Origin of the sequence: Duganella hordei, from assembly GCF_040369125.1 — a bacterium.
Lineage (GTDB): Bacteria > Pseudomonadota > Gammaproteobacteria > Burkholderiales > Burkholderiaceae_D > Rugamonas > Rugamonas hordei.
The window spans coordinates 159,532-182,715 of the sequence record NZ_BPWI01000003.1; the positions used below are offsets into that span (position 1 = coordinate 159,532).

Below are 23,184 nucleotides of genomic sequence, written 5' to 3' on the forward strand. Positions count from 1 at the left end.
TCCTAGAAATGCAGCCGGCTTTCGGCCAGGGTGTACAAACGGCGCCAGACAAAGTGGTTGAAGCCCATGACGAAGATGCACATCACGCCGATGCCCAGCGCGATGCGGGGGAAGTCGCCGGCCACGGTCATCTCCTGGATGTAGCTGCCGATGCCGTGCGCCTTCAGCGTGGTCGGGCCCCAGCTGACGAATTCCGCGACGATGGCCGCGTTCCACGAACCGCCGGACGCGGTGATCGCGCCCGTGACGAAGCTGGGGAAGATGGCCGGCAGCAGGTAGCGGCGCCATTTCAGCCATCCGGTCAGGCCGAAGTTCTTGGCGGCGTGACGCAGCTCGGTCGGGATGGTCGAGGCGCCGGCGATGACGTTGAACAGCAAATACCACTGGGTGCCGAGGATCATCAGCGGCGACAGCCAGATGTCCGGATTCAGGTGGTAGCGCACGATCAGGATCACCGCCACCGGGAACACCAGGTTGGCCGGGAAGGCGGCCAGGAACTGCGCCACCGCCTGCGTGCGCGAGGCCCAGCGCGGATTCATGCCGATCCAGACGCCGATCGGGACCCATACTAGCGCGGCCAGCGCCAGCAGCAGCACCACTCGTATCATCGTGTACAGGCCGAGCGTGATCACGTGGCCCACTTCGCTCCAGCCCACTTCGGTGCTGATGAAGTGCACCAGGCTCCATAGGGCGTAGAACACGACGGCGGCGATCACCGCGTCCCAGACGCGCTGCGGCACCACCGATGCCTGGTCGCGGCGGGCGCGGATCGAGGTGCCGTCATGGCCGAGGCGGAACAGCGCGATGGAGCGCGACAGCATATTGCCGAACCATTCGACCAGCGCCTGCGTGCGCTCGGTGCGGCGCAGCCAGGTCAGCAGCCACGATTGCTGGCCGGCGTCGCCGCCGGTTTCCTCGAAGCGGAACTTGTCGGCCCAGGCCAGCAAGGGACGGAAGAACAGCTGGTCGTACAGCAGCACGCCGATCAACATGGCGGCGATGGCCCAGCCGATCGCGCCCAGGTTGCTTTGCTCGATCGCCAGCGCGATGTACGAGCCGATGCCGGGCAGCTTGATGTTCTGGTTGGAGACCGAGATCGCCTCCGACGCCACGACGAAGAACCAGCCGCCGGACATCGACATCATCATGTTCCACAGCAGGCCGGGCATGGCGAACGGCAGTTCCAGGCGCCAGAAGCGCTGCCAGCCCGACAGCTGGAACACCCGCGCCGCTTCCGACAATTCAGCCGGCACGGTGCGGAAGCCCTGGTAGGCGGAGAACGCCATGTTCCACGCCTGCGAGGTGAAGATGGCGAAGATGGCCGCGCATTCGACGCCCAGCAGGTTGCCGGGGAAGAGCGCGATGAAGGCCGTGACGGTGATCGACAGGAAGCCCAGGATCGGGATCGACTGCAAGATGTCGAGCAGCGGCACCAGCACTTTTTCCGCGACGCGGTACTTGGTGGTCAGCGCGGCGAACACGCAGCTGAACACCACCGACGCGCCCAGCGCGATGAACATGCGCAGCGTGGTGCGCAGCAGGTAGTACGGCAGGTAGCTCGGATCGAGCGACAGCGGCAGCGCCTGCCCCAGTTCATAGGGGCGCGCCATTTGCTGGCTGCCGTACGCCATCAGGACGAACACCGCCAGCACGATGGGCAGCAGCGCCCAGTCCCAGCGGTTACCGCCGGCTTCCACCACCTGGCGGGGGAAAAATTGCCGTTTTTTTGTCATTGCTTTGTACTTTCTCTGGCAACGGGCGTCGCGTGGAGACGGGGAAGGAAAATCCGGCCAGTATATGAGAGGCGGGTGACCGGATGGTGACACAGGCCGCCATTCTAAAGGAATATGGCCTTAAATATATTACGGTCGTGAAAGTTGGTGACTATTCAGCGGGGTTAACAAGCGCATAATAATGTGATTGATTTAGCCATGTTGCAGCAATATGAAACTGATCGCCGAAAAACGTTCCAGAACCGACAAATACGATGTGCTGCGCTTCGTGCGCAACAACGGCAGCGTGACCGAGGCGGTGATGCCGCGCCAGGGCATCCTGCCGCATGACCTGGTGCATTACGTGGTGGAGTCCGCGCTGCCGCTGCGGCATGGCTTCCTCAGCCTGCTGGCGCGCGGCGCCGATGCGCAGTTCGTCATGGTGGCGGTGCACGACCGGGCCAACAAGGAGGTCGAGACCGAGGCGGTGCAGGCGGAAGCCATCGTCGAGGGCTTGCAGACCCAGTTGTGGTCGGGCGCGTTCGACGAGCAAGCCTTCCTGGCCGGCGCCGCCAGCGCCTGCACGGCGCGCGACAAGCAGCCGTTCGACTTCAAGCGCTTCGGCGTCGACATCAAGGCCGCGCTGTACGACCGCGCGCTGGCGCTGCACCAGCAATGGAACAGCGCGCCCTACTACAGCACCTTGTCGCTGGAATTCAGCCCGCAGCCGGTGTGATTACCGGTGTGATTACTTCAGCCAGCCGCGGCGGCGGAAGTACCAGAACGGGGCGATCGCGCTGGTGATCATCAGCACGATGGCGAACGGATAACCGAGCTGCCATTCCAGCTCCGGCAGCCACTTGAAGTTCATGCCGTAGATCGAGGCGATCAGGGTCGGCGGCAGGAAGGCGACGCTGGCCACCGAGAATATCTTGATGATCTTGTTCTGGTTGATGTTGATGAAGCCGACCGTGGCGTCCATCAGGAAGTTGATCTTGTCGAACAGGAAGGAGGTGTGGCCGTCCAGCGATTCGATGTCGCGCAGGATCTGCCGCGCTTCCTCGAACTGTTCCGAATTGAGCAGCCGGCCGCGCATCAGGAAGCTGACCGCGCGCCGCGTGTCCATCATGTTGCGGCGGATGCGGCCGTTCAAGTCTTCCTCGTGGGCGATGGCGTTCAGCGCGGCGGCCGCGTCCTGGTCGGTGAATTCTTCCTGCAGCACGCGGCCGCTGACCTCTTCCAGGTTCTGGTAGATGCCTTCGAGCGCGTCGGCCGAATACTCGGCGTCGGTCGCGTACAGGTCCAGCAGCACGTCCATGTAGTCGGCGATCGAGCCGGGACGCGAGCGGGCGCGCATGCGCACCAGGCGGAACACCGGCAGGTCGTCGGTATGCACCGAGAACAGCATCTTGCGCGCCAGGATGAAGGCCACCGTGACGATGCGCGACGGGCCGTCCTCTTCTTCCAGCAGGAAGTCGGTGCGCAGGTGCAGGTCGCCGTTTTCCGCCTCGTAGTAGCGGGCCGACGCTTCGATGTCCTTGACTTCGTCCTCGCCCGGCAGGGTGACACCGTAGATGGCCTTGACCCATGCGCGTTCGTCATCCGTCGGGTCGGTCAGGTCGACCCAGACCGGCTCGACCTGTTCCAGGTCTTCGCGACTGTCGATGGGCACCTGGTTGAGCCGGCCATTCTGGAGAACGAAAACATTAATCATGGGTACGCAAGCCTTCTGGAAACAGCGCAAGTGTACCCGCAAAGCCCCTGCCGAGGCCAGCCTGCCATGCGGTTTTTCACCCTAGCGGGTGGCTTTTTCTATCATTTTGTCGGTGGCCGACTGTGGGGCGCTGTCGGCAGGGTCCGGCTTGGGGACTTTGGGTGCTTCGATGCCCCGGGTGTCGATGGCTTTGACCACCTGGCCGTCCTTGCATTCGACGTCCGACAGCACGGTCTTGCCGTTGATGACGCACTTGCGCAGCACGCCGGCCGGCACCACCGGCACGGCCGCGGCCGCCGATGCGGACGATGCGGCCGAAGCGCCTGCGGCCGGCACCGGCTTGCCGGCCAGCTTGGCCAGTCCTTCGGTGAAAAAGTTGCGCTCGTGGCGGGCCGACATCAGAAACGCCATCGCAATCGCCGCCAGCGTCGCCATGACGATGGCCACCTGGATCAATCCGAGTCCGCGCTGCTTGCTCAACATAGCTGCCTCCTAAGGTAATTCCGCCGATCCCATGCGGCGCAGGATTACGCCGGTGCGTCGTGCCAGGTAGCCCGAGTCGCGGTGCTTGTCGAAAAAGCGCGGATTGGGCAGCATCACCGCCAGCTTGGCGGCCTGGGCCGCGCCCAGGTTGGCCGCGCTGACGCCGTAGTAATGCCGCGCCGCCGCCTCGGCGCCGAACGTGCCGGTGCCGAACTCGACCACGTTCAGGTAGATCTCGAAGATGCGTTCCTTGTCCATCAAGGTTTCCAGCATGTAGGTGATGATCAGCTCCTGGCCCTTGCGCACATAGCTGCGCGAACCGGACAGGAACAGGTTCTTGGCCAGCTGCTGGGTGATGGTCGATCCGCCCGACACCACCTTGTGCTTCTTGTTGTTCTTCTCGTAGGCCTTTTGCAGCGCGTCCCAGTCCACGCCTTCGTGCTCGGAGAAGTTGGCGTCCTCGGAAGCGATGATGGCGCGCTTGAGGTTGTTCGAGATGCGGTTGTACGGCACCCACATCTGCTGGATGTTCGCGTTCGGGTTTTTCTCGCGCAGCGCCGACTGCTGTTCGCGCATGAAGCTGGTCATCGACGGGTTGTGGTCAACCCACCACCAGATCTGCAGGAAGAAATACAGCTGCACCACCGCGACCAGCAGCACCGGCACGATGAAGATCCACTTCACCCAGCGCCACTTGCCCGCCTTGGCCGCGCTCACAGCTTGGCCCGCAACGCTTGCAGTACTTCCGCCGTGTCCGGCCGCACGCCGCGCCACAGGCTGAAAGCCTCGGCGGCCTGCTCGACCAGCATGCCCAGGCCGTCGCGCAGCTTCAACTGTGCGCCGTGCCGGTCCGCGAACTGCAAGAATACCGTGGGGGAGGCTCCGTACATCATGTCCAGGGCAAGCGAACCGGGGCCGAAGATCGATGGCGATATCGGCGGCAGCTCGGCGCTCAGGCTGGCCGAGGTGGCGTTGATGACGATGTCGAACGCGCCTTCCAGCGCGCTGAAGCCACAGGCCGATACCACGCCCTCGCCGCCCAGCGCGGCAAACTGTTCGACCAGCGCTTCGGCGGTTGCCACCGTGCGGTTGGCGATAACCAGTTGCGCCGGACGGTGTTCCAGTATCGGCAGCACCACGCCGCGCGCCGCGCCGCCCGCGCCCAGCAGCAGCACGCGCTTGCCGGTAATCGTCACGCCGGCGTTGCTGACGATGTCCGTCACCAGCCCGGCGCCGTCGGTGTTGTCGCCGACGATGCCGTCCGCGGTGAAGTGCAGCGTGTTGACGGCGCCGGCCGCGCGCGCGCGGATGGTCAGCGCCTGCGCCACCTTGACCGCGTCCAGCTTGAACGGCACGGTGACGTTGGCCCCGAGGCCGCCCTCGGCGATGAAGGCTTGCACGGCGGCGGCGAAGCCGTCCACCGGTGCCAGGCGCTTTTCGTAACTGATGTCTTGCCCGGTCTGCGCCGCGAAGGCCGCATGGATCTCGGGTGATTTGCTGTGGGCAATCGGATTGCCGAATACGCAGTAGCGGTCCATCAACGTCCTCCGCCGCTTAAGTCGGCTTGTAGTTTGTCTTCGCGGGTGAATTTGAAGGTGGTGACGATCACCCACAGATCGTCCTTGTCGGTCGACAGCATGTTCGGCGGGAACTTGCCGAACGGTGCGGAACGGCGCACGATGTTCATCGCCGCCTCGTCCAGCGCCTGGTTGCCGGAACTGCGGTCGACCTTGATGCCGCCGTCCCGCTCATAAATCGTGCCGTCCTGGAACACCGGGATCGACAGCACCAGTTGCCCGTACAGCTTGCGGCCGTTGACGTTGGGGAAGTTCAAGGTCCCGGTGTCCTCGATCTTCTTCTGGATGGTCTTGTAGTACATCGCGTAACCCACGCCGCGCGTGCTCGGCGTGATGAAGGTTTTCTTCGGCCGCTTGTTCTGGTCTTCGATGGTCTCGCTGATCTCGGCGGCGCGGCGGGCGATGGCCTTGCTGGCGTCCAGCAGGTCGGCGCCGGTCGGCAACGGATCGGGTTTGCTCTTTTCCGTGACCGGCGGCGCGGTGAACGGCGTCTGCCTGGCCGCCTGCGTCAGCAGGTTCTTTTGCTGCTCTTCCAGCTCGGCGATGCGGCGCTTGGCGGCCTTGATGCTGTCGCCGGTTTCCATCTTGCGCATGTCCGGCAGCGGCGACTTGGAGCGCCCCTGGTCGACATTGCCGCCGCCGTCCAGGTTGGCCTGGGCCAGCGCCTCGGCTTTCAAGGGCGCCTTGCTGTGCTTGGCGTTGACCAGGATCACTTCCAGCCCCGGATCGGTCGGTTGCACGGGCGTGGGCTTGGGGGCGACAAAATGCACCGCAAGCAACGCGCCGTGGGCCAGCAGCGAGATGCCGGTGGCGAGGTACAGGAACCGATTTTCTTGAAAAGACTTCACGCGAGGCCGGGTTAAGAAAGATAGCGCTGTGATTTTACGTCAAAGCGAGCGCGGGGCTGCGGGTTTTATTCCGCAGCGGGCTCCTCGGCCGCGGCTTCCACCGCCACTTCCGGCGCATCGACCGCGTCTTCCGGGACTTCCTCGTCCTCGTAGTCCAGCTCGGCATCGGCGGCCACCGTTTCGGCGGCCGGGATTTCCAGGATGCGCGCTTCGATGGTCAGGTCGACCTCGTCCCAGCGCAGGATGTCCAGCTTGACCTGGGCGCCGCGCGCCACCTGCGGCATGCCCGGCAGGCGGATGATCAGCGGAATGTCGACCAGGCGCAACACCTCGTCCTTGAGCACCACCGCCTCGACCTGGCGCGCATCTTCCTGACCCAGCCAGCGCAGGCACCAGTAGCGCTCCATATTGGCCTGGTGGTCGCCATAGGCCGCGTAGGCCGCGTCGAACTGCGACACGATCGCGAACAGTTCGGCGTCCTTGGGCTTGAAGTGCGCGACCAGCGGCGCCGTCACGCCATGCTCGGCGCAGGCCAGGATCTGCCACTGGTTGACCAGGTCGGTATAGCGGCGCAGCGGCGACGTGCTCCACGCGTACTGGTCCACGCCCAGGCCCTGGTGCGGCGCCGCATGGGTGACCATGCGCACCTGCATCTTGGCGGCCCAGCCGCCGACGCCCTGGCCCTGGCTGCGATAGATGCCCGGCACGCCGTGGTCATGCATCAGCTTGCCCCAGGTGCTGTTGGCGAAGATCATCAGTTCGGCGACGATCTTGTCCAGCGGCGCGCCGCGCTTGCGGCGGCTGACGGTGACCACGTCGTTTTCCACGTAGAAGTTGAAGTCCACGCGGTTGTTCTGTTCCGGCTTGAGGCCGAAGCCTTCGCGCTTGACCATGCGCGCCGCCTCCAGCACCTGCGCCCATTTCCAGATCAGGCCCAGCTCTTCCTTGTGCTTGTACTCGCCCTCGCCGCTGGCCAGGGTTTCCTCGTTGACCAGGTCGTCCAGGTCGTTGTGGCGCAGGTTGCTGGCGATCGGCACCATCTCGGCGCGGGTCTCGGTGGCCAGCACCGACCAGTCGGCCGGGTTCAGCGTGGCGTACAGCGACAGCGCCGGGCAGGTCTTGCCCTCGGCCAAGGTGAACGCTTCGACGATGGCGTCCGGCAGCATGGTGATTTTGTCGCCAGGCATGTAGACGGTGGACATGCGCGCGCGCGCCATCTTGTCGACCGCGTCGTCCGGCTTGATGCCCAGGCCGGGCGCGGCGATGTGGATGCCGATCTTGACGTTGCCGTCGGCAAGCTTGGTCACGGAGAAGGCGTCGTCGATCTCGGTGGTGGTGACGTCGTCGATCGAGAACGCCTGCACGTCGGCCAGCGGCAGATTGGTCGGCGGCACCGGCACGGCGACATCCGGGAAACCGGCGCCGCGCGGGAAGTTCTCAAACAGGAACTTGGCCATGTGCAGCGCCTTCGGCGACGCCACGCCGCCGGCCGCCAGCATCAGGCGCTGCGGGTTGGTGTGCAGTTCATTGCACGCCGCTTCCAGCGCCTTGTATTCGATGGAGTTCTTGTCCGGCTTGAACAACAGCTGCATGACCATGTTCTGCATCGAGGCCGGCAGCTTGTTGGCCTTCAGCTCCTCGACATATTCGGCCTGGACCAGCGCCTGCTGCTTCTTCTTCTCGATGCCGGCCTGCGCGGCGCGCAGCGATTGCTCGGGCGCGGCCTTGTAGCGGCCACGGCCTTTTTTATAGAAGTAGATCGGCGCCGAATGCAGGCTCAGGATCAGGCCGGCGGCCTCGGCCGGCAAAGGCGCGTGGCCGAAGTATTCGGCGCCCAGCTCGGCAAAGCCGAACTCCTCCTCGCCCGCGACTTCCCACAGGAATTCGAGGTCGATGTCGGCGGCCACGGCCTTGGCCTGTTCCATCAAATCCGTCGGCGACGGCTTCTCGTACTGCAGCAGCACGTCCTTGATCTTGACCTTGGTGCGCTTGCCGCTGGCCATCTCAACCTGGTAGGCCTCGCCGGCTTGCGACATCATGGTGCCGACCTTGAAATCGCCGGATTCTTCGAAAAATAGATTCATTGCTAGCTTCTGTTCGTTGTTATTTGTTTCAATTCCAGTACGGAAGGCAAAAACACTTCCGTCACCAGCAGGGTACCTTGACGGCGCCTATATAGACAGCGCCGCGCATAGAGTATGAGTTCTTCCGGGCTGTCGAGCCCGAGGGCAGTGCGTGCGCGCTGTGCCAAGGGATGCCCTGCGCGCAATCTTGCAAATTCCAACACGCCGCGCCGTACCTGCGGGTCGCCGAACAAGGTCGATCCCAGCGAGCGCTCGCCCAGCGCGCTGAACAAGGGCCAATCCGCGGCCGTGGCCGACATCGGCACCACCGTGTGGGCGAACACCACAGGCGTATTATCACACCGCAGCAGCACTTCCCTCTCCCAAACGCGGCCGGGGCGATGCATGCCGATGGCCGCCGCCTCGTCGCTCAGGCAGCGCGCGGTGGTTTGATGCAGGCACTGCACGCGGAAATCCCGGCTGTGGGCCTTCAGCTTGGCGGTCAGCGAGCCGCCGGCCGTCAGCCACCGGCGGTATTGCTGCGGCGCGTTCAGCGCCAGCACGTGCGGCTGCCATTGCGTTTGCCGCAGCGACGGCGTACGTACCGTCACTGCGCCGCCTCGATGCCGCAAAATTCCAGTACTTCGTCCAGATAGTCGGGGAACTCGGAAATGCCATGGTCGCTGCCCTCGATCACGTGCTGGCGCGCGCCCGCATAGTGCGCCACCATGTCGCGATAGTCCAGCACTTCGTCGCCGGTGGCGGCGATCAGGAAGTAGCGTTGCTGGCGCGTGACCGGATTGACGGCCAGCGCGCGCAGCTCTTCTATATATTCCTGCTTGAACTCGAACGGTTCGTCGGAATGGTACTGGGTGGTGACGCCGACGTGCTGGTCCAGGTCCTTGAGCGGCACGATGGCCGGGTTCAGCAACACGGCGCGGCAGCCGATGCGCTCGGCCAGCCAGGTGGCGTAATAGCCGCCCAGCGAGGAGCCGACGACGGTTAAATCGTGGGCCGGGATGCCTTCTATTAAGGAAAGCGCCAGTTCCATCGCCAGTTTCGGCGAGGCCGGCAGCTGCGGGCAGATGAACTGCTCCGACAGGCCCAGCGCCGCCATGCGCTCGCCCATCACGCGCGCCTTCATCGACTTCGGCGAGGAGCGGAATCCGTGCAGATAGAGAATCATCAAGCCAGCGCTTCCAGGATTTTGTCGTGCACGCCGCCGAAGCCGCCGTTGCTCATGACGATGATCTGGTCGCCCGGCATGGCCGCCTTGACGATGGCGGCGACCAGCACGTCGATGTTGTCGTAGGCGGTGGCGACTTCGCCCAGCGGCGCCAAGGCGTCGCCCAGGCTCCAGCCCAGCGCCTGCTGGCTGCCGAAACCGAAGACCAGGTCGGCGTCGACCAGGCTGCCCGGCAGCGCATCCTTCATCGCGCCCAGCTTCATGGTGTTGGAGCGCGGTTCCAGCACGGCCAGGATGCGGGTTTGCTTGCCGACCTTCTGGCGCAGGCCGCCGACGGTGGTGGCGATGGCGGTCGGGTGGTGGGCGAAATCGTCATACACGGTAATATTGTTTACCACGCCGCGCACTTCCATGCGCCGCTTGACGTTTTCAAACGTGGCCAGCGACTTGGCCGCCTGCGCCACCGGCACGCCGACGTGGCGGGCGGCGGCGATCGCGGCCAGCGCGTTGGCGCGGTTGTGCTTGCCGGTCAGACTCCACTCGACGTGGCCGGCCACTTCGCCGCCGAAGATGACATCGAAACTGCCGTCATCGTATTCGTTCATGGTCCAATCGGCGTCGCCGGCGCGGCCGAAGCTTTCCTTCTCGCTCCAGCAGCCGCGCTTGAGCACGCGCTGCAGCGCCGGCTCGTCGGCGTTGTAGACGATCCGGCCGATGCCCGGCACCGTGCGCGCCAGGTGGTGGAATTGGGTTTCGATGGCGCCCAGATCGGGGAAGATGTCGGCGTGATCGTATTCCAGGTTGTTCATGATCGCGGTCTTGGCGTGGTAGTGCACGAACTTGCTGCGCTTGTCGAAGAACGCGGTGTCGTACTCGTCGGCCTCGATGACGAAGAAGATGGAATCCTTGTCGCCTTGCATGCGGGCCGACACGCCGAAGTTCATCGGCACGCCGCCGATCAGGAAGCCCGGCGCGTAGCCGGCGTCTTCCAGGATCCAGGTCAGCATGGCCGAGGTGGTGGTCTTGCCGTGCGTGCCGGCGACGGCCAGCACCCATTTGTCTTTTAATATGTGGTCGCCGATCCACTGCGGGCCGGAGACATACGGCAGGCCGCGGTTCATGATCTCCTCGATCAGCGGATTGCCGCGCGAAACCACGTTGCCGATCACGTACAGGTCGGGGTTGAGCTGCACCTGCTCCGGGCCGTAGCCCTGTATCAGTTCTATGCCCTGGGCTTCCAGCTGGGTGCTCATCGGTGGATAAACGTTGGCGTCGCAGCCGGTGACGCGGTGGCCCGCTGCTTTTGCCAGGACCGCCAGGCCGCCCATGAAGGTGCCGCAAATACCGAGGATATGAATATGCATAGTAATTAAGACGACGAATGAATACGGGATTTTACCCGACCCGCCGCCCTTTTCCCGGTTCAGAGTATTATCTCGTCCATGACGCCGAATGTTATCGAAGAAGTTCTGCTGCTGCGCGCGGAGATCGCCGCCGCCGCCGCACGCCTGATCGTCCAGGACGGCCAGGACTACAATTCGGCCAAGCGCAAGGCCGCCAAGCAAATCCTCGGCGACACCCAGCCGCCGCTGAACCTGCTGCCCGACAACGCGCAGATCGAGGCGGAAGTGCGGATCTACCAGTCGCTGTTCCATGCCGACACCCAGCCCGCGCGCCTGTTCCGGCTGCGCACGCTGGCGGTCGACATCATGGAAGGCCTGGCCGCGTTCCATCCCTACCTGACCGGCGCCGTCCTGAACGGCACGGCCGGCCCGCACGACGATATCCACCTGCAGCTGTTTGCCGACAGCGCCAAGGAGGTGGAAATCTTCCTGCTGAACCGCAATTTGCAAATCGACATCTCCGAGACGCCGCACTTCAAGGGACCGCGCCACGGCTCGGTCGAGACCGTCAGCTTCATGTGGCACAAGGAAGGCGTGCACGCCGCCTTGTATGAGCTGGACGATTTGCGCGGCGCCGTCAAGACGCGCGGCGACGGCAAGCTGATGCGCGCCGATATCGCCACCGTGCGCGCCCTATTAGTTAACAGTGTCCACCCAACCCCATCCGAACCGTCCACACCATGAACCAAAAACACCTTGCCGCCTACGTTGTTGTCGCTTTGGCATTTGCCGCCTCCGGCGCCTATGTCGGCTTACATAAGCAGGAGGCTGTACCACCTATAAGCACCACCGTAGCACCGGGCGTCACCGGCCCCGTCGCCGACCTGTATAAACAGACGCTGCCGGACGCCAAGGGCGCCGCCACCGCGCTGGCCCAATATAAAGGCAAGCCATTGCTGGTCAATTTCTGGGCGCCCTGGTGCGGCCCGTGCGTGCAGGAGATGCCGGAGCTGTCGGCGCTGGCCGCCGGAGATGAGGGTAAGAAGCTGCAAGTTATCGGAATTGGTATCGATTCGCCAACAAATATCGCCGAATTTAGCAACAAGTTCAAGATCACCTACCCGGTCTTCGTGGCCGGCATGGCCGGCACCGACCTGTCGCGCCAGTTCGGCAACAGCGCCGGCGGCCTGCCCTACACGGTGCTGATCGGCGCCGACGGCCAGGTCAAGAAGACCTATCTGGGCCGCCTGAAGTTCGACGAATTGCGCAAGGACCTCGCAACTCTGTAATCAGTTTCATAAGTTTTTTTCTCTTGCCAATGCCGGCAGTTGGCGGCAAAATGCGGAACTTTCGCGGAAAACGGTCTTGAACCCATGGCAAAAAACCTCCTACTGCTCAACGGTCCCAACCTGAATTTGCTGGGAACCCGCGAGCCCGAGGTCTACGGCGCTAGCACTTTGGCCGACATCGAACGCGCTGCCCAGGCTCAAGCCCAGGCGGCGGGCGCGAGCTTGTCCTGCTTTCAGAGCAACCACGAAGGGGCACTGATCGACCGCATCCATGCCGCCAGAACGGAAGGCGTGGACGCCATCGTCATCAACCCGGGCGGCCTGACCCACACCAGCGTGGCCTTGCGCGACGCCCTGGCGGGGGTGGCGATACCGTTTGTTGAGGTGCATATTTCGAATATTTACCAGCGCGAGTCGTTTCGCCACCACTCATTTCTAAGCGCGATCGCCATAGGTACTATTTGCGGGCTGGGTATCGAAGGATATCGGTTTGCCATCGACTTCGTACTTAAAAACCGTTAATCTACGCGATCTGCGCGCAATTCCGCACGGTTCCGCCCAAAAGGCGCTACCGCTCACACTTACATAACAAGACATTCCTGGGGGTTACATGGATCTACGCAAGCTGAAGACCTTGATTGATTTGGTCGCGGAATCGGATATCGCCGAGCTCGAAGTGACCGAAGGCGAGAGCAAAGTACGCATCGTCAAGTCGTCCGCCATGCCGCAAAACCAGATGGTGATGATGCAGCCGCAAGGCATGCACCAGTACCATGCCGCTCCGGCCCCAGCCGCAGCGCCGGCCGCCGCCGCAGCGCCGGTACCGGCCGTTGCCGCCGAGCCTGTCGGCCACATCGTCAAATCGCCGATGGTCGGCACCTTCTACCGTTCGTCGGCCCCGGGCTCCCCTGCTTATGTGGAAGTGGGCGCCACCGTCAAGGAAGGCGACACCCTGTGCATCATCGAAGCGATGAAGCTGCTGAATGAAATCGACGCCGACAAGTCCGGCACGATCACCCAGATCCTGGTCGAGAACGGCCAACCGGTCGAGTTCGGCCAACCGCTGTTTGTGATAGGCTAAGACCGGCCTGCGCCCTCCCCATCGGTGACGGGCGCGCCGGCTTGGTCCGCATTCCCTCCTCTACCTGACGTTACCGGAGCTACCGGTGCTCACAGACATACGCGAACCTATCATGTTTGAAAAAATCCTCATCGCCAATCGTGGCGAAATTGCCCTCCGTATCCAGCGCGCATGCCGCGAGCTGGGCATCAAGACGGTTGTGGTCCACTCGGAAGCAGACAAAGACGCCAAATACGTGAAGTTGGCGGATGAATCGGTATGCATCGGCCCCGCGCCGTCGACGCTCAGCTACCTGAACATGCCGGCCATCATCAGTGCGGCCGAAGTGACGGACGCGGAAGCGATCCACCCGGGCTATGGCTTCCTGTCGGAAAACGCCGACTTCGCCGAGCGCGTGGAGAAATCCGGTTTCGTCTTCATCGGCCCGCGCTCCGACTCGATCCGCCTGATGGGCGACAAGGTCTCGGCCAAGCAAACCATGATCAAGGCCGGCGTGCCGTGCGTGCCCGGTTCGGACGGCGCGTTGCCCGACGATCCAAAGGCGATCGTGCAAATTGCGCGCAAGGTCGGCTACCCCGTCATCATCAAGGCGGCCGGCGGCGGCGGTGGCCGCGGCATGCGCGTGGTGCATACCGAGGCGGCGCTGATCAATGCCGTGGCGATGACCAAGACCGAAGCGGGCACCGCTTTCGGCAACCCGGAAGTCTATATGGAGAAGTACCTGGAAAATCCGCGCCACGTGGAAATCCAGATCCTCGCCGACGAACACAAGAACGCCGTCTGGCTGGGCGAACGCGACTGCTCGATGCAGCGCCGCCACCAGAAGGTCATCGAAGAAGCGCCGGCGCCGGGCATCCCGCGCAAGCTGATCGAGAAGATCGGCGACCGCTGCGCCGAAGCCTGCCGCAAGATCGGCTACCGCGGCGCCGGCACCTTCGAGTTCCTGTATGAAAACGGCGAGTTCTACTTCATCGAGATGAACACCCGCGTGCAGGTCGAGCATCCGGTGACGGAAATGATCACCGGCATCGACATCGTGCAGGAACAGATCCGCATCGCCGCCGGCGAGAAGCTGCGCTTCCGCCAGCGCGACGTGATGCTGTCCGGTCACGCCGTCGAGTGCCGCATCAACGCCGAAGACCCGTTCAAGTTCACGCCGTCGCCAGGCCGCATCACCTCCTGGCACGTGCCGGGGGGCCCGGGCGTACGCGTCGACTCGCATGCCTATGCGGGTTATTATGTACCGCCGCACTACGATTCGATGATCGGCAAGGTGATCGCCTATGGCGCCACGCGCGAGCAGGCGATCCGCCGCATGCAGATCGCGCTGTCGGAAATGGTGGTCGAGGGCATCCAGACCAACATCCCGCTGCACCGCGAGCTGATGGTCGATGCCCGCTTCATCGAAGGCGGCACCAACATCCACTATCTGGAGCAGAAGCTGGCCGACATGCCGGACCTGCATAAACTGAGTTTGAGCAACAAGGCGCCACAATAATGAGCTGGACTGAAATCGTCATCGAAATCGCACGCGATCACGCGGAAGCCCTGTCGGACGCGCTGATGGACGTGGGCGCGCTGTCGGTCTCCGTGGAAGACGCGGACGAAGGCACCGACGCGGAAAAGCCGCTGTTCGGCGAGCCGGGCATGGAACCGACCGAGGCGGCGTGGGAACACAGCCGCGTGGTGGCCCTGACCAATGAAGATGACGACCAGGCCGTGATCGTGGCGGCCGCCGCCGCGCAGATCGGCCTGGCGACGCTGCCCAAGTTCGCCACCCGCAAGGTGGAGGAGCAGGACTGGGTGCGCCTGACGCAGTCGCAGTTCGCGCCCATCCATATCGGCAAGAACATCTGGGTCGTGCCGAGCTGGCACGAAGCGCCCGACGCCAACGGCCTGATCCTGGAACTGGATCCGGGCCTGGCTTTCGGCACCGGCAGCCATCCGACCACCCGCCTGTGCATGGAGTGGCTGGAGGCGCATCCGGCGCCGGGCAAGACCGTGCTCGACTACGGCTGCGGCTCCGGCATCCTGGCGATGGTGGCCAAGAAGGTCGGCGCCGGCGAAGTGGTCGGCGTGGACATCGATCCGCAGGCGATCGAATCGGCGGCCGACAATGCCCAGCGCAACAAGTGCGAGATCGAGTACTTCCTGCCGGACACGTTCGCGCAATCGCAGCACGCGACGCAGCGTTTCGACATCGTCGTGGCCAACATCCTGTCGAGCCCGCTGAAGCTGATGGCGCCGATGCTGTCGGGCCGCGTGGCCGACGGCGGCGCGCTGATCCTGTCGGGCGTGCTGGCGCGCCAGGCCGAGGAAGTGGCGGCCGCGTATGCGCCGTTCATCAAGCTCGGCGTTTGGGCTGAGCAGGACGGCTGGGTGGCGCTGCATGGCCGCCTCGGCAGCGATGTGGTTCCGGCTGCGCGCTAAGCCCGGCAATGGCACTCGCCACCAAATGCCCCCACTGCAACACGGTATTTCGGGTCGCCCATGACCAGTTGAAATTACGTGGGGGCATAGTGCGCTGTGGCTCCTGCAATGAAGTCTTTGACGGCAACGCGGCGCTGCTCGATCCCTCCAGCTCGCCGCTGAGCCCACCGCCGCCGGCCAGCCCCGCGCCGGCGCCCGTTCCCGAATACCCCGCATCTCCACTGCCCGAGCCGACGCCGCTCGATGAAAAACTGGCCGCGCTGGATACCCGCGCCGCCGAAGTGCTGGGCAGCGAACCGATCTTCACGCTGGAACTCGACACCGCGATGGACGCGGCCGAGATCGCCGGCGCCGACGATGCACCGGTCGCCGACAGCGAGCCGGCGCCCGACCCCGACGACAGCTTCGACGACGAGCCGATCGCCGCCGCGGCCATGCCGGCGATCGCGCTGCCGGCCGAACCGGCCGCCGTCCCGCCCGCCGCCGAGGAAGCGTTCGACCTCGATCTGGACGTCGAGCCGGAGCCGGAGCCTGAAGCTGAACCGGCAGCGGAGCCGGCCGCGGCCGATGCCGAGCCACCGCTCGAAGACGCGCTCACCATCGAAGCCATGTCCGACGAAGAGCTGGAGGCCGCGCTGCAGGCGGAGCTGGCGGTCATGGAAAACCGTGCGCCGGAGCACGAGCCGGAGGATGAGGAAGAACCCTCCCCCGACGCCTTCGCCGACATGCTGGCCGCGACCGACCGCCGCGAGCCGACGCTGGACGAGACGCCGGTCGAGGCCGCCGCAACCGCCGCTCCCGCCCCACGCCACGACGAACTGGACGAGGTGGATGAGGAAGCCCTGGTGCAGCTGTCCTCGGCCGGACTGGCCGAAGCCCAGGCCGCCCGGGTGCACACGCTGTCCGCGCCGGCCGTCGAGGACGCAGCCGTCGCGGACGAGGCCGCCGACCACGCCGATGTGGCGGCCGAGGACGACGCCGACGAGCCCGGCTTCGTCAAGCGCGACCGCCGCCGCCGGAAGTTCGGCAAGGCCGCCACCATCGCCATGAGCCTGGGCTCGGTGCTGCTGGTGGCCGCGCTGATCGGCCAGGGCCTGACCACCTTCCGCAACCAGATCGCCGCCGCGCTGCCGCCGCTCAAGCCCGGCCTGCTGGCCGCCTGCAACGCGCTCGGCTGCAAGATCGAACTGCCCACGCAGATCGACGACCTCACCATCGAACAGGGCGAGCTGCAGACCCTGAGCGAGACCACGTTCTCCTTCACCACGCTGCTGCGCAACCAGAGCGCCACCGCGCAAGCCTGGCCGCACATCGAACTGGTGCTGGACGACGCGTCCGACAAGGCCGTGTTGCGCCGCGTGTTCACGCCGCGCGACTATCTCGGCGCCGACGTCGCGCTGGACAAGGGTTTCGCCCCGCACACCGAGCAATCTGTCAAACTGTACTTCGAGCTGAACCAGCTGAAAGCATCCGGCTATCACATCGCAGTCTTCTATCCATAAAGACCTATCATGACTCAGACCTCCCTGATTTGCGGCTCGATCGCAATCGACACCATCCTGCAATTCCCGGGCCGCTTCGACAGCATCCTGCTGGCCGACCAGCTGCACAAGGTTAACGTCTCGTTCCTGGCGCCGACCATGCGCACCGAATTCGGCGGCTGCGCGCCGAACATCGCCTACAACCTGCAGATGCTGGGCGGCGATCCGCGCATCGTCGGCGTCATGGGCCAGGACAACGCCGCCTACATGGAACGCTTCCGCAAGCTGGGCCTGGCCACCGACAACATCCTGATCAAGCCGGAAGCGTACAACGCGCAGTGCTTCGTCACCGCCGACGAGGACAACAACCAGATCAACGCCTTCCACCCGGGCGCCATGTCATACGCGCACGAGAACGACATCGCCAAGGCGGGTCCGGCGCGCCTCGCCATCATCTCGCCGGACGGCCACCTAGGCATGAAGAAGCACGCCGCCGACCTGGCCAGGCTGCAGATCCCGTTCATCTTCGATCCGGGCCAGCAGCTGCCGATGTTTAACGGCGAAGAGCTGATCGAGTTTATCGACAAGGCCACCTACGTCACCACCAACGACTATGAAATCGAACTGCTGATGGACCGCACCGGCCTGACCGTGCCGGACATCGCCGGCCGCCTGGAAGCGCTGATCGTCACCCGCGGCGAGAATGGTTCGGAGATTTACACCGGCGGCCAGCGCATCGAGATCCCGGCCGTGCCGGTGGCCGAGGCGATCGACCCGACCGGCTGCGGCGACGCGTACCGCGCCGGCCTGCTGTTCGGCATCACCAACGGCTGGAAGTGGGAAACCACCGGCCGCCTGGCCAGCCTGCTGGGCGCGATCAAGATCGCCAGCAAGGGCGCGCAGAACCACAAGCTGACGGCCGCCGAGATCGCGGACAAGTTCGAAGCCGCCTTCGGCTACCGCTACTAAACGGCGCGGCGCATAAAAAAAGGGCAGACCGTCGGTCTGCCCTTTTGCTTTGGCCAGCGCGGTTTCAGCGGCTGAACAGCATGCCCAGCAGGATCTGGGCGATCTGCAGCAGGATCAGCGCCACCAGCAGCGACAGGTCCAGGTTGCCGACCAGCGGCACCATGCGGCGGATCGGCTTCAGCAGCGGTTCGTTGAGCGCGCGCACGAACGGCGCCAGCGGCGCGTGCGGATTGACCCAGCTGAAGATCGCCTCGATCACCAGCAAGGCCATGAAGCCGTACAAAATCCACTGCAGGAAGCGTTGCAGGGCCACCAGCAGCACCGCCTGGGTGGTCCAGCCGGCCAGGAACAGCACCGAGGTGGCCAGCAGCACGATCAGGAAGGCGCCGATCAGGCTGGCCCAATCATAGCCGCCCACACCGGGCACGATGCGGCGCAAGGGGCGCACCAGCCAGTCCGATAATTGAAAAGTGAATTGGGCCACCGACGACGGCGGGCGGACGCGGATCGCCTGCATCCAGAAGCGCAACAGCAAGGCCCCGCCCAACAGGGTGGCGATGGCGTCGACAATCAACATGACAATACTAAGCACGGGGTCCCTCCAATAAAAAAGCCGCTGTGTGATTGTCTCACACAGCGGCCGGTTGCCTCAGCAGGCACCCAAGCTATTTACCAGCTCAGGAAGGACGCGTGCTGGTTGGGAACGGCCATGCTGCGGCCGGTGCCAACACGGTTTTTGCTGCGGGCGCGGCGGCCGGAGCTGGAGCGGCTGGCTTGGCGACAGCTTCCTTCTTCGGTGCAGCCGGCTTTTTCGGCGCAGCTTTTTTCGCGGCAGGCTTGGCAGCAGGAGCGGCGGCTGCCACTGCTGGTGCTGCAGCTGGCGCGGCCGGTTTGGCGGCTACCGGTTTGGCGGCTGCTTTCTTGGCGGCTGGTTTGGCGGCAGCTGGCTTAGCTGCCTTAACCGGCTTTTTTGCTGCTGGCTTAGCCGCTGCCTTTGCAGCCGGTTTGGCTGCTGCTTTTACTGCTGGTTTTTTGGCGACAGCTTTTTTAGCTGCTGGCTTGGCTGCTGGTTTGGCGGCGGCTTTTTTCGCTGCTGGTTTAGCGGCTGCTTTTTTCGCTGCTGGCTTGGCGGCTGCTTTTTTAGCTGCTGGCTTGGCGGCTGCTTTGGCGACGACTTTTTTCGCTGCTGGTTTAGCGGCTACTTTTTTCGCTGCTGGCTTGGCGGCTGCTTTTTTAGCTGCTGGCTTGGCTGCTGCCTTGGCGACGACTTTCTTCGCTGCTGGCTTGGCGGCTGCTTTTTTCACAGCTGGTTTGGCTGCTGGTTTCGCTGCGGCTTTTTTCACTGCTGGCTTGGCAGCGGCTTTTTTCGCGGCTGGTTTCGCTGCTGGTTTAGCGGCAGCTTTCGCTGCTGGCTTGGCGGCGGCTTTCGCTGCTACCGGCTTTTTCGCTGGGGCGGCGGCTTTAGCGGCCGGCTTTTTTGCTGCTGGTTTCTTTGCGGCAGTTGCCATTTTTAGTTCTCCTTCATCGGGGATGGGAAAAATTCATAACAAGATTTAAACCCGTCCGGCCCGGAATTAGGCCAGGCGAATTATTCATCGGCACAAACGGACTACGGTTTGCGCTAATGAATTCGGCACCGGCTGAACTGCTGCCCCTCCTCACGAGTGCAGCACTGCAGCCATCGACCTGGTCGCCGTCCGTGGCCGGCGCGGCGCTCAGGTACAAATCTTGTTGCGACGTTTTGCGGGTGGTCGGGCGTGTACTCAGCTCCATGGACCTACGTCGCAGCCACATCACGGTTTTCGTTTTCAAAGAAAAAACCGCCCAGCCTGAACCTAATCAGGCGAGACGGCTATTCAAAAACGGTGGTGGTCTTGTGCATATCTGTGTGAATCTGTATCCCGTATCGCGATCATTTTGCGTGGCGCGCGCTTTCAAAAACCAGCACATTTACAAACACGCATTTTCAATCTCGTAAAGTACACGAAAACCTTGTCGGTGCGCAACCAGCACGATAGATATTCGCGCGCTTTTTTTCGACTTAAGCTCGCCAATTCACATACGCGCGCCGATTCGGACAGCTCGCTCGCGTCGTCGCGGCGCGATGTGCGCGCTCAATCGAGTTCGAAAAGGCGCTCACCGCGCCGCGCGAAAAAGGATCGCTTCAAAGCGCGCCTTGTGCCGCCTGGGCTTCTGCGATGCCGGCATCGCCGACGAAAAATCCGCACCGCCCGCTTCCGAATTCGAGAGCGCTTGCGCATCGCGTGCGCGCCGTCTCTGCTCACTGTTTTTTATTTCGTCGCGATTATGAGACAGAGTGCGACGAATGGCAAGCAGAATACAGCGGTGCGCCTTACTCGTCGGCGTCTTCGCCGCGTCGGCGCAGCACCCATTCGTTCATGTCGTTGGCGAAGCGCTTCATCAAACGCGCCAGATCGCGACGCTCGGCGTTGGTCCAATCGGCCATCAGTTCGCCGACCAGCTGCTCGCGCATACGGTCGATGGCGTCCGCCATCTCGCGGCCCAGCTCCGTCACCTCGGCTTCGCGCACGCGCTTGTCGCGGGCGCCGGAGCGGCGCACCACCAGACCCAGTTCGTCGAGTCGCGCCACTTGCCGGCTCACCGTGGTGTAGTCGCGGCCGACCAGGTCGGCCAGCTCCACCACGCCGATCGGACCGCGCCGGTCGATGCGCACCAGCAGCGGCAGCAGCGCGCGCTCGAGCGGCATCGACATGTCGGCCATCAGTGCGACGTCGGGCTCGGGACGGCTCATGAAGCCGATGATGTCGAGCAGCGCGTCATGCATATCGCGGATATCTTTATTCATATGTGCATTATACACATAGTTCTTGACACGATTTTCGAGCCGGAATAATATGTGCAAAATACACATATACAGGAGTTCATCATGCAAACCATCCACACCGGCGTTCTCATTTGCGGCGCCGGCGCCGCCGGCCTGACGCTGGCCATCGAGCTGGCGCGGCGCCATGTCGACTTCCTGCTGATCGATAAAACGACGACGCCGTTCGGCGGTTCGCGCGGCAAGGGCATACAGCCGCGCACCCTGGAAATCTTCGAGGCGATGGGCGTGGCCGACCGCATGGTGGCGGCCGGCGGGCGCTATCCGGCGCAGCGCAAGTACCGCGCCGACGGCGGCTACGACGACGTGGCGTCGGTGGAGGCGGCGGCGCCAAGCGCCGCCGAACCGTACGGCGAACCGCTGATGCTGCCGCAGCATCTGACCGAAGGGATACTGCGCGAGCGGCTGATGGAACTGGGCCACGCGCCGCGCTACGGTCATGCGCTGGCCGACTTCGAGCAGGATGAGCAAGCTGGCGTCAGCGCCCGGGTGGCGACGCCGGACGGCGACGTGACGGTGCGGGCACGCTACCTGATCGGCGCCGACGGCGGCCGCAGCTTCGTGCGCAAGGCGCTGGGCATAGACTTTCCCGGCGAGTCGATGAACGCCCGCGCGGTGGTGGCCGACCTGTCGCTGAGCGGATTGGAGGACGATGTCTGGCACCGCTGGAACGGCGGCGGCGCGCAGCAGATCAGTTTGTGCCCGCTGCGCGGCACGCCGCTGTTTCAGTTGCAGATGCCGATCCCGCTCGAAGGCGAATTCGATTTGTCGGACGCCGGCATCGCCGCCGCCATCGCCGCGCGCACCGGGCGTGCGGACATCGTGGTGCATGCCGTGCACTGGCGCTCGGACTATGCGATGAGCTCCCGCCTGGCCGAACGCTACCGGGTCGGCCGCGTGTTCATCGCCGGCGACGCCGCGCACGTGCATCCGCCGACCGGCGGCCAGGGATTGAACACCAGCGTGCAGGATGCCTGGAACCTGGGATGGAAGCTGGCGGCGGTGCTCGGCGGCGCGCCGGATGCGCTGCTCGACACTTATGAGGCGGAGCGGCGCGAGGTGGCCGCCGGCATGCTGGGACTGGCCAGCAAGCTGCTGGACGCGGCGCGTTTGCGCGGCGACCTGCGGCGCGGCCGGGAGACGCAGCAGCTGGACCTGGGCTATCCACTGTCCGCGCTGACGCTCGACGAGCGGGCGCACGACGCGTCGAACAGCGCCGTGCTGCGCGCCGGCGACCGCGCGCCGGATGCGCCATGCTGCGGCGCGGCGGGACAGTCCGTGCGTTTGTTTACGCTATCGGGTGGCGGCGGCTGGTTGCTGCTGCGCTATGAAGCGAGCGGGCCGTCGGCGATCGCCGCGCGCCCCGGCCTGCGCATCGTCGACGTCGGCGTCCGCGGCGAGCTGCGCGACGACGGCGGCTATCTGCGCGATGCCTACGGTTTCCAGCCTGGCGACATCGCGCTGATCCGGCCGGACGGGTACGTCGGCGTGCTGACCGGCGACGAGCACGGCGCGGCGCTGGCCAACTATATAAAGTGGCTGGGGTAAGGAAGCTCCCTGCTCGACAGTGGATTGACGGCCATGCGACAATCGCCGCCAAGTCCACCGGGAAGCTAGCGACAAATTGAAGACCATCCATCAGGCGGTACTGCGCAGTCAACGCTTCTACGCCCAACGCGGTCCACTCATCTTCATCCTGGCGTTTGTCGCCGCCAGCCTGATCGCATCGTTCGCGATAGGCGCGATCTGCGACCTGTTGTCGCTGCCCGGACGTACCGACATGGACAAGTTCGGCCCCGGCGAGCTGCTGTTCGTCGGCCTGATCTTTGCACCACTTACGGAGACCTTGTTCCTGCAGATGCTGCCGGTCGGGATTGTGCGTCGCTTCTTCCGCGCCGGCGACGGCTATTCATTTCTCGCCGCGTCGATTCCGTTCGCGCTGCTGCACGCCGGCGCCGGCCTGTCGACGCTCCTGGCGGCCGGCATTCCATGCGGCGTTTTTCTGGGGCTGGCTTATGTCAGCCTGCTGGACCAGGGCAAGGGACGCGCCTTCCTGATCGTTATGATCATCCACGCGCTGCACAACCTGCCGTCCTGCCTTTTGATGATCGCGGAATCTTGAAAGAGCACCTCAGTCATTGAGAG

24 protein-coding genes are annotated in these 23,184 nt (G+C 64.2%); 11 read left to right on the forward strand and 13 right to left on the reverse strand.

What is annotated here, in order from left to right:
* Positions 1 to 2: 2 nt before the first annotated feature.
* Positions 3 to 1,733, reverse strand: a complete 1,731-nt coding sequence (locus tag ABWW33_RS08810; protein WP_176652483.1) for an ABC transporter permease — start codon at positions 1,731 to 1,733, stop codon at positions 3 to 5.
* A gap of 211 nt (positions 1,734 to 1,944) precedes the next feature.
* Between ABWW33_RS08810 and ABWW33_RS08815 the strand changes: the two genes are divergently transcribed.
* Positions 1,945 to 2,448, forward strand: a complete 504-nt coding sequence (locus ABWW33_RS08815) for a hypothetical protein (protein ID WP_353400908.1) — start codon at positions 1,945 to 1,947, stop codon at positions 2,446 to 2,448.
* A gap of 12 nt (positions 2,449 to 2,460) precedes the next feature.
* On the opposite strand, the gene corA is transcribed toward ABWW33_RS08815, so the two are convergent.
* From corA to mpl, 9 genes are all read right to left on the reverse strand, one after another.
* Positions 2,461 to 3,426, reverse strand: a complete 966-nt coding sequence (corA, locus tag ABWW33_RS08820; RefSeq protein ID WP_008452071.1) for a magnesium/cobalt transporter CorA — start codon at positions 3,424 to 3,426, stop codon at positions 2,461 to 2,463.
* Positions 3,427 to 3,507: 81 nt separating this feature from the next.
* On the reverse strand, positions 3,508 to 3,909 hold the full coding sequence (locus tag ABWW33_RS08825; protein WP_353400911.1) for a DUF4124 domain-containing protein: 402 nt from the start codon (positions 3,907 to 3,909) through the stop codon (positions 3,508 to 3,510).
* Between the two features lie 9 nt (positions 3,910 to 3,918).
* Positions 3,919 to 4,626: a monofunctional biosynthetic peptidoglycan transglycosylase gene (gene mtgA / locus ABWW33_RS08830; RefSeq protein WP_176652479.1), complete on the reverse strand. Its 708-nt coding sequence runs from the start codon at positions 4,624 to 4,626 to the stop codon at positions 3,919 to 3,921.
* Positions 4,623 to 5,447, reverse strand: coding sequence for a shikimate dehydrogenase (gene aroE / locus ABWW33_RS08835; RefSeq protein ID WP_176652478.1), 825 nt, complete (start codon positions 5,445 to 5,447; stop codon positions 4,623 to 4,625). The genes mtgA and aroE overlap by 4 nt, the downstream gene beginning before the upstream one ends.
* Positions 5,447 to 6,334, reverse strand: coding sequence for a TonB family protein (locus ABWW33_RS08840; protein ID WP_176652477.1), 888 nt, complete (start codon positions 6,332 to 6,334; stop codon positions 5,447 to 5,449). The genes aroE and ABWW33_RS08840 overlap by 1 nt, the downstream gene beginning before the upstream one ends.
* A gap of 65 nt (positions 6,335 to 6,399) precedes the next feature.
* Positions 6,400 to 8,418, reverse strand: coding sequence for a ribonuclease catalytic domain-containing protein (locus ABWW33_RS08845; protein ID WP_353400914.1), 2,019 nt, complete (start codon positions 8,416 to 8,418; stop codon positions 6,400 to 6,402).
* Positions 8,419 to 8,420: 2 nt separating this feature from the next.
* Positions 8,421 to 9,008 (reverse strand): chorismate--pyruvate lyase family protein, encoded by a 588-nt coding sequence (locus ABWW33_RS08850; protein ID WP_353400916.1) that lies wholly within the window; start codon positions 9,006 to 9,008, stop codon positions 8,421 to 8,423.
* Entirely contained in the window at positions 9,005 to 9,583 is a 579-nt protein-coding gene (locus ABWW33_RS08855) for a YqiA/YcfP family alpha/beta fold hydrolase (RefSeq protein ID WP_176652869.1), read from the reverse strand. Before ABWW33_RS08855 ends, ABWW33_RS08850 begins: the two co-directional genes overlap by 4 nt.
* Positions 9,583 to 10,947, reverse strand: coding sequence for a UDP-N-acetylmuramate:L-alanyl-gamma-D-glutamyl-meso-diaminopimelate ligase (gene mpl / locus ABWW33_RS08860; protein WP_353400918.1), 1,365 nt, complete (start codon positions 10,945 to 10,947; stop codon positions 9,583 to 9,585). The genes ABWW33_RS08855 and mpl overlap by 1 nt, the downstream gene beginning before the upstream one ends.
* A 78-nt stretch (positions 10,948 to 11,025) precedes the next feature.
* On the opposite strand from mpl, the gene ABWW33_RS08865 reads away from it, so the two are divergent.
* The 8 genes from ABWW33_RS08865 to ABWW33_RS08900 all read left to right on the forward strand — a co-directional run bounded on the left by ABWW33_RS08865 (position 11,026) and on the right by ABWW33_RS08900 (position 18,176).
* A complete protein-coding gene (locus tag ABWW33_RS08865) occupies positions 11,026 to 11,670 on the forward strand; it encodes a hypothetical protein (protein ID WP_176652474.1) in 645 nt (214 codons plus the stop codon).
* Positions 11,667 to 12,215 (forward strand): TlpA family protein disulfide reductase, encoded by a 549-nt coding sequence (locus ABWW33_RS08870; protein ID WP_353400920.1) that lies wholly within the window; start codon positions 11,667 to 11,669, stop codon positions 12,213 to 12,215. The genes ABWW33_RS08865 and ABWW33_RS08870 overlap by 4 nt, the downstream gene beginning before the upstream one ends.
* An 84-nt stretch (positions 12,216 to 12,299) precedes the next feature.
* Entirely contained in the window at positions 12,300 to 12,737 is a 438-nt protein-coding gene (aroQ, locus tag ABWW33_RS08875) for a type II 3-dehydroquinate dehydratase (RefSeq protein ID WP_176652472.1), read from the forward strand.
* 88 nt (positions 12,738 to 12,825) lie between these two features.
* Positions 12,826 to 13,296, forward strand: a complete 471-nt coding sequence (accB, locus tag ABWW33_RS08880) for an acetyl-CoA carboxylase biotin carboxyl carrier protein (RefSeq protein WP_176652471.1) — start codon at positions 12,826 to 12,828, stop codon at positions 13,294 to 13,296.
* A gap of 112 nt (positions 13,297 to 13,408) precedes the next feature.
* Positions 13,409 to 14,794, forward strand: a complete 1,386-nt coding sequence (gene accC, locus ABWW33_RS08885) for an acetyl-CoA carboxylase biotin carboxylase subunit (RefSeq protein ID WP_152806774.1) — start codon at positions 13,409 to 13,411, stop codon at positions 14,792 to 14,794.
* Positions 14,794 to 15,726 (forward strand): 50S ribosomal protein L11 methyltransferase, encoded by a 933-nt coding sequence (gene prmA / locus ABWW33_RS08890; RefSeq protein ID WP_176652470.1) that lies wholly within the window; start codon positions 14,794 to 14,796, stop codon positions 15,724 to 15,726. The genes accC and prmA overlap by 1 nt, the downstream gene beginning before the upstream one ends.
* Positions 15,727 to 15,734: 8 nt before the next feature.
* Positions 15,735 to 17,228 (forward strand): DUF3426 domain-containing protein, encoded by a 1,494-nt coding sequence (locus tag ABWW33_RS08895; protein ID WP_353400922.1) that lies wholly within the window; start codon positions 15,735 to 15,737, stop codon positions 17,226 to 17,228.
* A gap of 9 nt (positions 17,229 to 17,237) precedes the next feature.
* Entirely contained in the window at positions 17,238 to 18,176 is a 939-nt protein-coding gene (locus tag ABWW33_RS08900) for a carbohydrate kinase family protein (protein ID WP_176652468.1), read from the forward strand.
* 64 nt (positions 18,177 to 18,240) lie between these two features.
* Here the strand turns inward: ABWW33_RS08900 and ABWW33_RS08905 are convergent, their stop codons facing one another.
* The 3 genes from ABWW33_RS08905 to ABWW33_RS08915 form a co-directional block, all read right to left on the reverse strand.
* On the reverse strand, positions 18,241 to 18,753 hold the full coding sequence (locus tag ABWW33_RS08905) for a YggT family protein (RefSeq protein ID WP_176652868.1): 513 nt from the start codon (positions 18,751 to 18,753) through the stop codon (positions 18,241 to 18,243).
* Between the two features lie 100 nt (positions 18,754 to 18,853).
* Complete coding sequence (locus ABWW33_RS08910; RefSeq protein WP_353400924.1) at positions 18,854 to 19,684, reverse strand: hypothetical protein; 831 nt, start codon at positions 19,682 to 19,684, stop codon at positions 18,854 to 18,856.
* An 845-nt stretch (positions 19,685 to 20,529) separates the two neighbouring features.
* Entirely contained in the window at positions 20,530 to 21,003 is a 474-nt protein-coding gene (locus ABWW33_RS08915) for a MarR family winged helix-turn-helix transcriptional regulator (protein ID WP_353400926.1), read from the reverse strand.
* 81 nt (positions 21,004 to 21,084) lie between these two features.
* Between ABWW33_RS08915 and ABWW33_RS08920 the strand changes: the two genes are divergently transcribed.
* Both ABWW33_RS08920 and ABWW33_RS08925 read left to right on the forward strand, forming a co-directional pair.
* The gene (locus ABWW33_RS08920; protein WP_353400927.1) at positions 21,085 to 22,587 is read left to right on the forward strand and encodes an FAD-dependent monooxygenase; all 1,503 of its coding nucleotides are present in this window, start codon (positions 21,085 to 21,087) and stop codon (positions 22,585 to 22,587) included.
* 76 nt (positions 22,588 to 22,663) lie between these two features.
* Complete coding sequence (locus ABWW33_RS08925) at positions 22,664 to 23,161, forward strand: CPBP family glutamic-type intramembrane protease (protein WP_176652464.1); 498 nt, start codon at positions 22,664 to 22,666, stop codon at positions 23,159 to 23,161.
* The last annotated feature ends 23 nt before the right edge of the window (positions 23,162 to 23,184 follow it).

What these genes read in the sequence shown, in the direction of transcription:
- ABWW33_RS08810 (WP_176652483.1), bottom strand. Translation starts at nt 1,733, where the DNA reads ATGACAAAAAAACGGCAATTTTTCCCCCGCCAGGTGGTGGAAGCCGGC.
- ABWW33_RS08815 (WP_353400908.1), top strand. Translation starts at nt 1,945, where the DNA reads ATGAAACTGATCGCCGAAAAACGTTCCAGAACCGACAAATACGATGTG.
- corA (WP_008452071.1), bottom strand. Translation starts at nt 3,426, where the DNA reads ATGATTAATGTTTTCGTTCTCCAGAATGGCCGGCTCAACCAGGTGCCC.
- ABWW33_RS08825 (WP_353400911.1), bottom strand. Translation starts at nt 3,909, where the DNA reads ATGTTGAGCAAGCAGCGCGGACTCGGATTGATCCAGGTGGCCATCGTC.
- aroE (WP_176652478.1), bottom strand. Translation starts at nt 5,447, where the DNA reads ATGGACCGCTACTGCGTATTCGGCAATCCGATTGCCCACAGCAAATCA.
- ABWW33_RS08845 (WP_353400914.1), bottom strand. Translation starts at nt 8,418, where the DNA reads ATGAATCTATTTTTCGAAGAATCCGGCGATTTCAAGGTCGGCACCATG.
- ABWW33_RS08855 (WP_176652869.1), bottom strand. Translation starts at nt 9,583, where the DNA reads ATGATTCTCTATCTGCACGGATTCCGCTCCTCGCCGAAGTCGATGAAG.
- mpl (WP_353400918.1), bottom strand. Translation starts at nt 10,947, where the DNA reads ATGCATATTCATATCCTCGGTATTTGCGGCACCTTCATGGGCGGCCTG.
- ABWW33_RS08865 (WP_176652474.1), top strand. Translation starts at nt 11,026, where the DNA reads ATGACGCCGAATGTTATCGAAGAAGTTCTGCTGCTGCGCGCGGAGATC.
- ABWW33_RS08870 (WP_353400920.1), top strand. Translation starts at nt 11,667, where the DNA reads ATGAACCAAAAACACCTTGCCGCCTACGTTGTTGTCGCTTTGGCATTT.
- aroQ (WP_176652472.1), top strand. Translation starts at nt 12,300, where the DNA reads ATGGCAAAAAACCTCCTACTGCTCAACGGTCCCAACCTGAATTTGCTG.
- accB (WP_176652471.1), top strand. Translation starts at nt 12,826, where the DNA reads ATGGATCTACGCAAGCTGAAGACCTTGATTGATTTGGTCGCGGAATCG.
- accC (WP_152806774.1), top strand. Translation starts at nt 13,409, where the DNA reads ATGTTTGAAAAAATCCTCATCGCCAATCGTGGCGAAATTGCCCTCCGT.
- prmA (WP_176652470.1), top strand. Translation starts at nt 14,794, where the DNA reads ATGAGCTGGACTGAAATCGTCATCGAAATCGCACGCGATCACGCGGAA.
- ABWW33_RS08895 (WP_353400922.1), top strand. Translation starts at nt 15,735, where the DNA reads ATGGCACTCGCCACCAAATGCCCCCACTGCAACACGGTATTTCGGGTC.
- ABWW33_RS08900 (WP_176652468.1), top strand. Translation starts at nt 17,238, where the DNA reads ATGACTCAGACCTCCCTGATTTGCGGCTCGATCGCAATCGACACCATC.
- ABWW33_RS08905 (WP_176652868.1), bottom strand. Translation starts at nt 18,753, where the DNA reads ATGTTGATTGTCGACGCCATCGCCACCCTGTTGGGCGGGGCCTTGCTG.
- ABWW33_RS08910 (WP_353400924.1), bottom strand. Translation starts at nt 19,684, where the DNA reads ATGGCAACTGCCGCAAAGAAACCAGCAGCAAAAAAGCCGGCCGCTAAA.
- ABWW33_RS08915 (WP_353400926.1), bottom strand. Translation starts at nt 21,003, where the DNA reads ATGAATAAAGATATCCGCGATATGCATGACGCGCTGCTCGACATCATC.
- ABWW33_RS08920 (WP_353400927.1), top strand. Translation starts at nt 21,085, where the DNA reads ATGCAAACCATCCACACCGGCGTTCTCATTTGCGGCGCCGGCGCCGCC.